Raw genomic sequence first — 5,628 nt, 5'->3', positions numbered from 1 at the left:
CGGACCGTTACCCCATCTAGCGGCGAATGCGTTTTGGGGGTGAAGTAGGGCCAACCGACGAGCCACCTCGATCAGCGCGCAATCGCCAGCGGCATGGCCGAACTGATCATTTATGCGCTTGAAGCCATCAAGATCGAGGTAGTGAGTCGCAATTGTTCCTCGGTGAGAAGCCTTGCGAAACGCCTCACGCAGGCCCAGTCGGTTCGACAGTCCGGTTAACGGATCGTTCCGTGCAAGGGTTGCCATATCGAGGCGGATTTCGATGTTTCTGACGGCGCTGCAGTAGGTGAAGCGAGTTGTCTGCAGCGCCCCGAGCAGGAAGACGCTGAACATCCCCATGATGACCCGATGGGCGACATCATCCCATGTTCCAGCTGCGAAAATCGTCGGCGCTGCGGCAATCAGGAGGGCGGCAGCAGCAAGATGGGGACGAACCGCGATGCGACTTGCGATACCGGCGCAATATCCAAAGATCAGTCCCGTCGCGAGCATCTGCAGCAGGAGGCTTGGCAGAAGAAATAAGGTGCAGGCCGTCATGGCCACAGCAGTGGCGACGCCCACTGTCACGATCGCGTGCGCGATTTCCCATCGCTGTGCCTCACCAAGCTCCATCTCCCCCAGCCCATTACGATGAAGATGCCTCAGAATAAGGCAAATTTTTGCAAGCGATGCGTAACTGCCCAGGATACCGGCTGCGGCCAGAATGGCATTACCGGTAACGGTCCACGCATAAAAACTGACACTGGTTAAGGTCAGGCCCATGATACTGGTGGGGGCAATCGTGTGGGACAGATCTGACACCAGAACCTTATAAACGTCCGGATTTTCAGAGAGACGCCACATCTTTCCTCCGAACAACGGCGTCGCCGGCCAGGGAAGCTTACGGGGCGGCGCACCATGCACATTGACGCGCCAATGGTTAATGAATGGCCCCTAGGGGCATTGGAGTGCACAAACTTGGTCAGGAAATGCGCGCTGATCTCTCGGTCTTTCCCGAGAGGGGGAGCCGGTCCGACCAAGTGGGCGACTTGGGACTCAAGGAGTGAAGGGCGCCGCCAGCAAACTCATCCAACGGAAAATCCGCATTTGTCGCATTCCGACATTGGCAGCAGGTCGGCCGAAGCCCGGCGATTCCAGCCGGCTACGAGAACGCGCGGAACCGGTTGGCCTATCAACGCATTGCCCTTTCGATGGCGAGGACATTCGCCGCCGGGAGTGAGTCTGGTAGAAGGAACCATGTCTCGCACCATGCTTAATATGCCGAATAATAAGGGCAAAGTTGATGAAGTCGGTGCTGATTGTCGAGGATGAGATATTCATCGCGATGGAAATTGAGCATATCCTGAAGGAAGCAGGGTACAGCGTCGTCGCCATTGCAACTGATCGCCCTCAGGCGCTTTTGGCCGGCCGCGAAGCTGAAGTCGCTTTCGTTGATCTCAACCTCCGCGATGGACCAACCGGTCCTGAAATCGCGCGCGAACTCGCCTTAAAACACGGGGTTCGCGTCGTCTATGTCACTGCCAACCCGGCACAGATCGGTGAGGCCGCTCGGACGGCTGTCGGCTGTATCCGCAAACCGTTCACGCCAGACGTCATCTTGGCCGCAGCGGCTCTCGCGACTCATGGTGACGATTCGGGCTTCGGGCACGACGCTATTCTGCGCGTTTAGGCGATGACACTGGACCACGGTTCAGCGACGCGCGCGGGACCTTCAGTGTAAGAAGTAGACCTTCAGGCGCCCACTCGCGCGTCACACGTGCACCCATCTGCCGAACTGCGCTCAGTTCGATGAGCTTGCTGCCAAAACCCTCACTTGGTGGCGCTGTCACGGCCGGCCCACCGGTTTCGCGCCATTCCAGCTCGACGAATCGGGTGTCTACGGTGCACCGTATCTGCACTTGACCGTCTATGACGGCCAGCGCTCCGTATTTCGCGGCGTTGGTGGCCAGTTCATGAAAGACCAGTGCAAGCGGCGTGGCCGAGCGATCATCGATCGTGATATCGTCGCCTTCGATATGGATCCGCTCGGCAAAGGCCTGCAACAGTTCCTTGAGCATGCCTGAAAGGCTGTTTTGCATTTCCGACGGCTTGGATGCCTCGCTGTGTGGTCTCACGAAATCATGCGCACGGCCAAGAGCCAGGATGCGGTCGCGCAGGTCGTTCACCACGAGTGACATCTCGGGATGGTGTCGGGTGGAAAAGTTGACCAACCCGCTGATGACCGAGAAGATATTCTTGATGCGATGGCTCAGCTCCTGCGCAATCACCTCACGCTGCACCTGGAGCATTTTTTGATCATGGATGTCTGTGCAGGTGCCGAACCAGCGGATAATCTTGCCATTGCTGTCGCGGATCGGCAGCGCGCGACCGAGTGTCCAGCGGTACTCCCCATCCGCATTGCGGAGACGGTACTCGATTTCGTAAGGGTCGCCGCTTGCCAGGCAATGCCGCCACATAGACCAGGCCCGTTCCTGGTCGTCAGGATGGAACATGTCGTTCCATCCTTCGCCATCGGTCGATCCCGGCGTGACGCCGGTGAACTCATACCAGCGGGCATTGTAGTAGTCATGATAGCCGTCGGGCAAAGTGGACCAGACCATCTGAGGCATCGCATCGGCGAGCACCCGGAACTTCGCCTCGTGTTCGTCGAGCTCTTGGTCGCTTTGGCGCAGGGAGCGGCGAGAAGTCAGAAACAGCATGATGTTTGCCGCGAGAACCTGCAAACCTTGGCGCTGGGCGATAGTGAGGCCGGCGCGCGGCTTGGAATCGATGACGCACAATGCGCCGAGTTGCATTCCATCATCGGAGACGAGCGGGGCGCCAGCATAAAAGCGAATGTTCGGTTCACCCGTCACCAAAGGATTGTTGACAAACCGGTCGTCAGCTGTGGCATCAGGCACGATCATAACGTCCCTGCCGAGCATCGCATGCGCACAAAAGGATTGGCTTCGCGGCGTCTCGCGCGCGGCCAGCCCAACTCGCGCCGGAAACCATTGGCGCTCGGCTTCAACGAAGCTCACAAGCGCGATGGGGGTCTGGCAGAGCGTCGCAGCAAAATCTGTGATCGACTGCAGCGTGTCGTCATCATCCAGGGCGTGCAAATCGAAACTCAGCATACTCTCGTGGACCTTGTCATTTGACGAACATTGCAACGGCCCACCAGCTCCTGGAGCCATATGCTGAATTGTGCGGCCTGTCGCGCGCGCGCATTCAACCCGAGCCCAGCACGTGGTCGGTGCACCGCTGGATTATGGGCGTGCGCAGCGCTCAACCGCCCCCGTGCCAGGCTTCTTTTGAGGATGGATGGTTGAATAATGCCTGATGGCGAGCGCCGACTTTCTTGTGACGAGCATAGATCGCCTGATCCTATCGCGAACCTGCCGCTTCGGCATTCCGGACCGCCGCCGCCAGGCAAGGCAAGGGCATAGCCGAAAAATCGGATGCGTTGGCATGGCGCAGCAGTGAACGCGATGGTGGCAGATGCACCTCCCTCGCCCATGATCTCTAGCCTGCCCACAGCCTTGCCCGTCATCCAAACCCCTTTCGTCAAGATAACCAGTGGCTGGACGACGAGTTCCGGTGGCGTGAAGGCCGCTTCAGCCTGCACCAATTTACCGCAGTCTGTCCTCGACATGGCCAAGGCGCGGCTATCAGTCTCGTTTTCCTCGACGCCTTCCACGCTCAAAATCTGCCGTCGTTTGAACTCGCTGGGTAACTGCATCCCGTTCCTGACGTGCCTGTGCACCAGGTCATGGAACATGTCGGTGTTGACGATCACGTTCTGGCGGGCTTTCTCGCGTGTTTTGCGGGGCAGCTGACGACCGCCTGGGCATAAGGATCATCAACGCAGCCGCACTGCTCGCCGCTATTGGTGACGGCGGCGCCTTCGCCAACGGTAATGATTTAATTGCTTGGCAGGGCCTGATGCTCCGCCAGCACTCAACCCGACAACTTTGCCCAGTCGCGATTCGGCAGCGATCGATACCTTTCGGATCGAATCATGCAACTTGCGATCCGCTATCGTCAATGCGCAGAGACGTGCACGCTTTCAAGGTTGAGCCAGGCGGCCATACGGTCGAGTTCGCCGCCAAGCCGGGCCATTGTGCAGGCGGGGGCGTTAGGCTCCAGTGTCACGCGGAGAACCCGCAGCACGCTTGCGGCACGGTCGGCCTTCAGGTCCACGCGGCCGACCAGGGCTTCATCCATTAGGAAAGGGAGAACATAGTAGCCGTGCTGGCGCTTTTCCCGCGGCACGTAGATTTCGATCCGATAGTGGAACCCGAACAATCGTTTCGTACGCGCCCGTTCCCAGATCAGCGGATCGAAGGGCGCCAGTAACGCGGTCCCGGTGACCTTGCGCGGCGCGCGCGCGTCGCGGTGCATCCAGGCTTTCTGACTCCAGCCCTCGACGCGCACGGGCACGAGCAGGCCATCCTCGGTCAGCGCGGCGATTGCGTGATCCGCTTCATCGGGCTTCAGGCGAAAATAGTCCCGCAAGTCAGCTGCGCTTGCCACGCCCAGCGCCATGGCGCTGCGGGCGATCAGGGCGCGCTGCGCAGTGGCAGCGTTAGGCGTGGGCAGGGCAAGGATATGGCCGGGCAGCACCCGCTCTGGCAGATCGTAGAGGCGCGCGAAGCTGCCGCGTCGCGTGGCGGTAGTAATCTGTCCGGACCAGAACAGCCACTCGAGCGCGTGCTTGGTGTCGCTCCACTGCCACCAGCCGCTCTTGCTTGCCCCATTCTCGAAGTCAGCAGCGGCCAGCGGCCCCTCTGCTATGATCCGGTCAAGCACCAGCTGCGCCTGTTGGCGATGCTCCGTCGCGAAGCGCCGCAACGCCGGATAGCCAATCTCGCCGCGCTCTGCCCGTGCCATGCGCCAGCGCAGCAGGGGGTGAAGATCGAGCGGCAGCAGTGATGCTTCGTGCGCCCAGTATTCGAACATGCGGCGATGGCGTCTGGCGCCCCAGGCGGCCTGCTCCAGCGCGGCGCGATCATAGCTGCCGAAGCGGGAGAAAGCCGGGAGATAATGCGCCCTTGTCAGCACGTTCACGCTGTCGATCTGAAACAGCCCCAGCCGATCCAGTACACGCTGTATATGCCCGGATGTGGGGTGCTCGCCGCGGCGACCAGCGAAACCTTGAGCTGCCAGGACAATGCGCCGCGCGTGGCGCAAGGAAAGGTCGATCATCGCGCGCTCCCGGCCTCGTGCCTCTCCGTCATGTCTCGCTTCCAGCGCTGGCGAAGCGTAGCCGGTCGAACGCCATGACCGTCTTCGAGAAACGTGGCGGCGGAAATGCGATCGGCGCGGAAGTGGCGGAAATCCTGGCGTAGCTCGCACCATGCGGCGAGCATTCGCGTGTCGTCGAGGAAGCCCAGGATGATCGGCCAGACGATGCGCCGGGTTGGCTCGCCATGCTGGTCGAGATAATCGATCGCGATCTTGCGACCCTCGCGAATCCATTCGCGGGTACGCGCCAGGTCGATCCGATCGGGTGGCGGGGGTGCCTTCGTCGATCGCGCGGCGATTGCCGGATCGGCGATGAGCGGTCGCAGTCGCTCGGGAATGACGCTGGTGATCTTCGCGATCAGATCGCGCGCGGCATTGGCGAGCACCGGGTCGCCCCGGCTC

At 60.7% G+C, this 5,628-nt stretch carries 6 protein-coding genes and 1 pseudogene; 2 read left to right on the top strand and 5 right to left on the bottom strand.

Features of this window, described 5'->3' with window-relative positions; all coding sequences use genetic code 11:
- A partial coding sequence (locus H926_RS35455) for a diguanylate cyclase (protein ID WP_022674571.1) occupies positions 1–843 on the bottom strand: 843 nt, incomplete at its 3' end.
- A gap of 436 nt (positions 844–1,279) precedes the next feature.
- On the opposite strand from H926_RS35455, the gene H926_RS24885 reads away from it, so the two are divergent.
- Positions 1,280–1,669 (top strand): response regulator, encoded by a 390-nt coding sequence (locus H926_RS24885; protein ID WP_082208931.1) that lies wholly within the window; start codon positions 1,280–1,282, stop codon positions 1,667–1,669.
- Here H926_RS24885 and H926_RS0100595 read toward each other — a convergent pair.
- Both H926_RS0100595 and H926_RS35510 read right to left on the bottom strand, forming a co-directional pair.
- On the bottom strand, positions 1,653–3,116 hold the full coding sequence (locus H926_RS0100595) for a sensor histidine kinase (RefSeq protein WP_022674568.1): 1,464 nt from the start codon (positions 3,114–3,116) through the stop codon (positions 1,653–1,655). The two genes, H926_RS24885 and H926_RS0100595, sit on opposite strands and share 17 nt — an antisense overlap.
- Positions 3,110–3,778, bottom strand: coding sequence for a hypothetical protein (locus tag H926_RS35510; protein WP_148291585.1), 669 nt, complete (start codon positions 3,776–3,778; stop codon positions 3,110–3,112). The genes H926_RS0100595 and H926_RS35510 overlap by 7 nt, the downstream gene beginning before the upstream one ends.
- 20 nt (positions 3,779–3,798) lie before the next feature.
- Here H926_RS35510 and H926_RS35505 point away from each other — a divergent pair.
- Positions 3,799–3,930 (top strand): annotated as a pseudogene (locus tag H926_RS35505) (transposase); the annotation flags it as partial.
- Between the two features lie 93 nt (positions 3,931–4,023).
- On the opposite strand, the gene H926_RS0100590 reads toward H926_RS35505, so the two are convergent.
- Both H926_RS0100590 and H926_RS24880 read right to left on the bottom strand, forming a co-directional pair.
- On the bottom strand, positions 4,024–5,187 hold the full coding sequence (locus tag H926_RS0100590; protein ID WP_022674567.1) for a winged helix-turn-helix domain-containing protein: 1,164 nt from the start codon (positions 5,185–5,187) through the stop codon (positions 4,024–4,026).
- A partial coding sequence (locus tag H926_RS24880; protein ID WP_022674566.1) for a YafY family protein occupies positions 5,184–5,628 on the bottom strand: 445 nt, incomplete at its 5' end. The genes H926_RS0100590 and H926_RS24880, both read right to left, overlap by 4 nt.

Source organism: Novosphingobium sp. B-7 (genome assembly GCF_000410615.1).
GTDB classification, from domain to species: Bacteria; Pseudomonadota; Alphaproteobacteria; order Sphingomonadales; family Sphingomonadaceae; genus Novosphingobium; species Novosphingobium capsulatum.
Note: the sequence above shows the minus strand (reverse complement) of the source record. Positions and strands in the feature narration are given on the sequence as shown.

What these genes read in the sequence shown, in the direction of transcription:
- H926_RS0100590 (WP_022674567.1), bottom strand. Translation starts at nt 5,187, where the DNA reads ATGATCGACCTTTCCTTGCGCCACGCGCGGCGCATTGTCCTGGCAGCT.
- H926_RS0100595 (WP_022674568.1), bottom strand. Translation starts at nt 3,116, where the DNA reads ATGCTGAGTTTCGATTTGCACGCCCTGGATGATGACGACACGCTGCAG.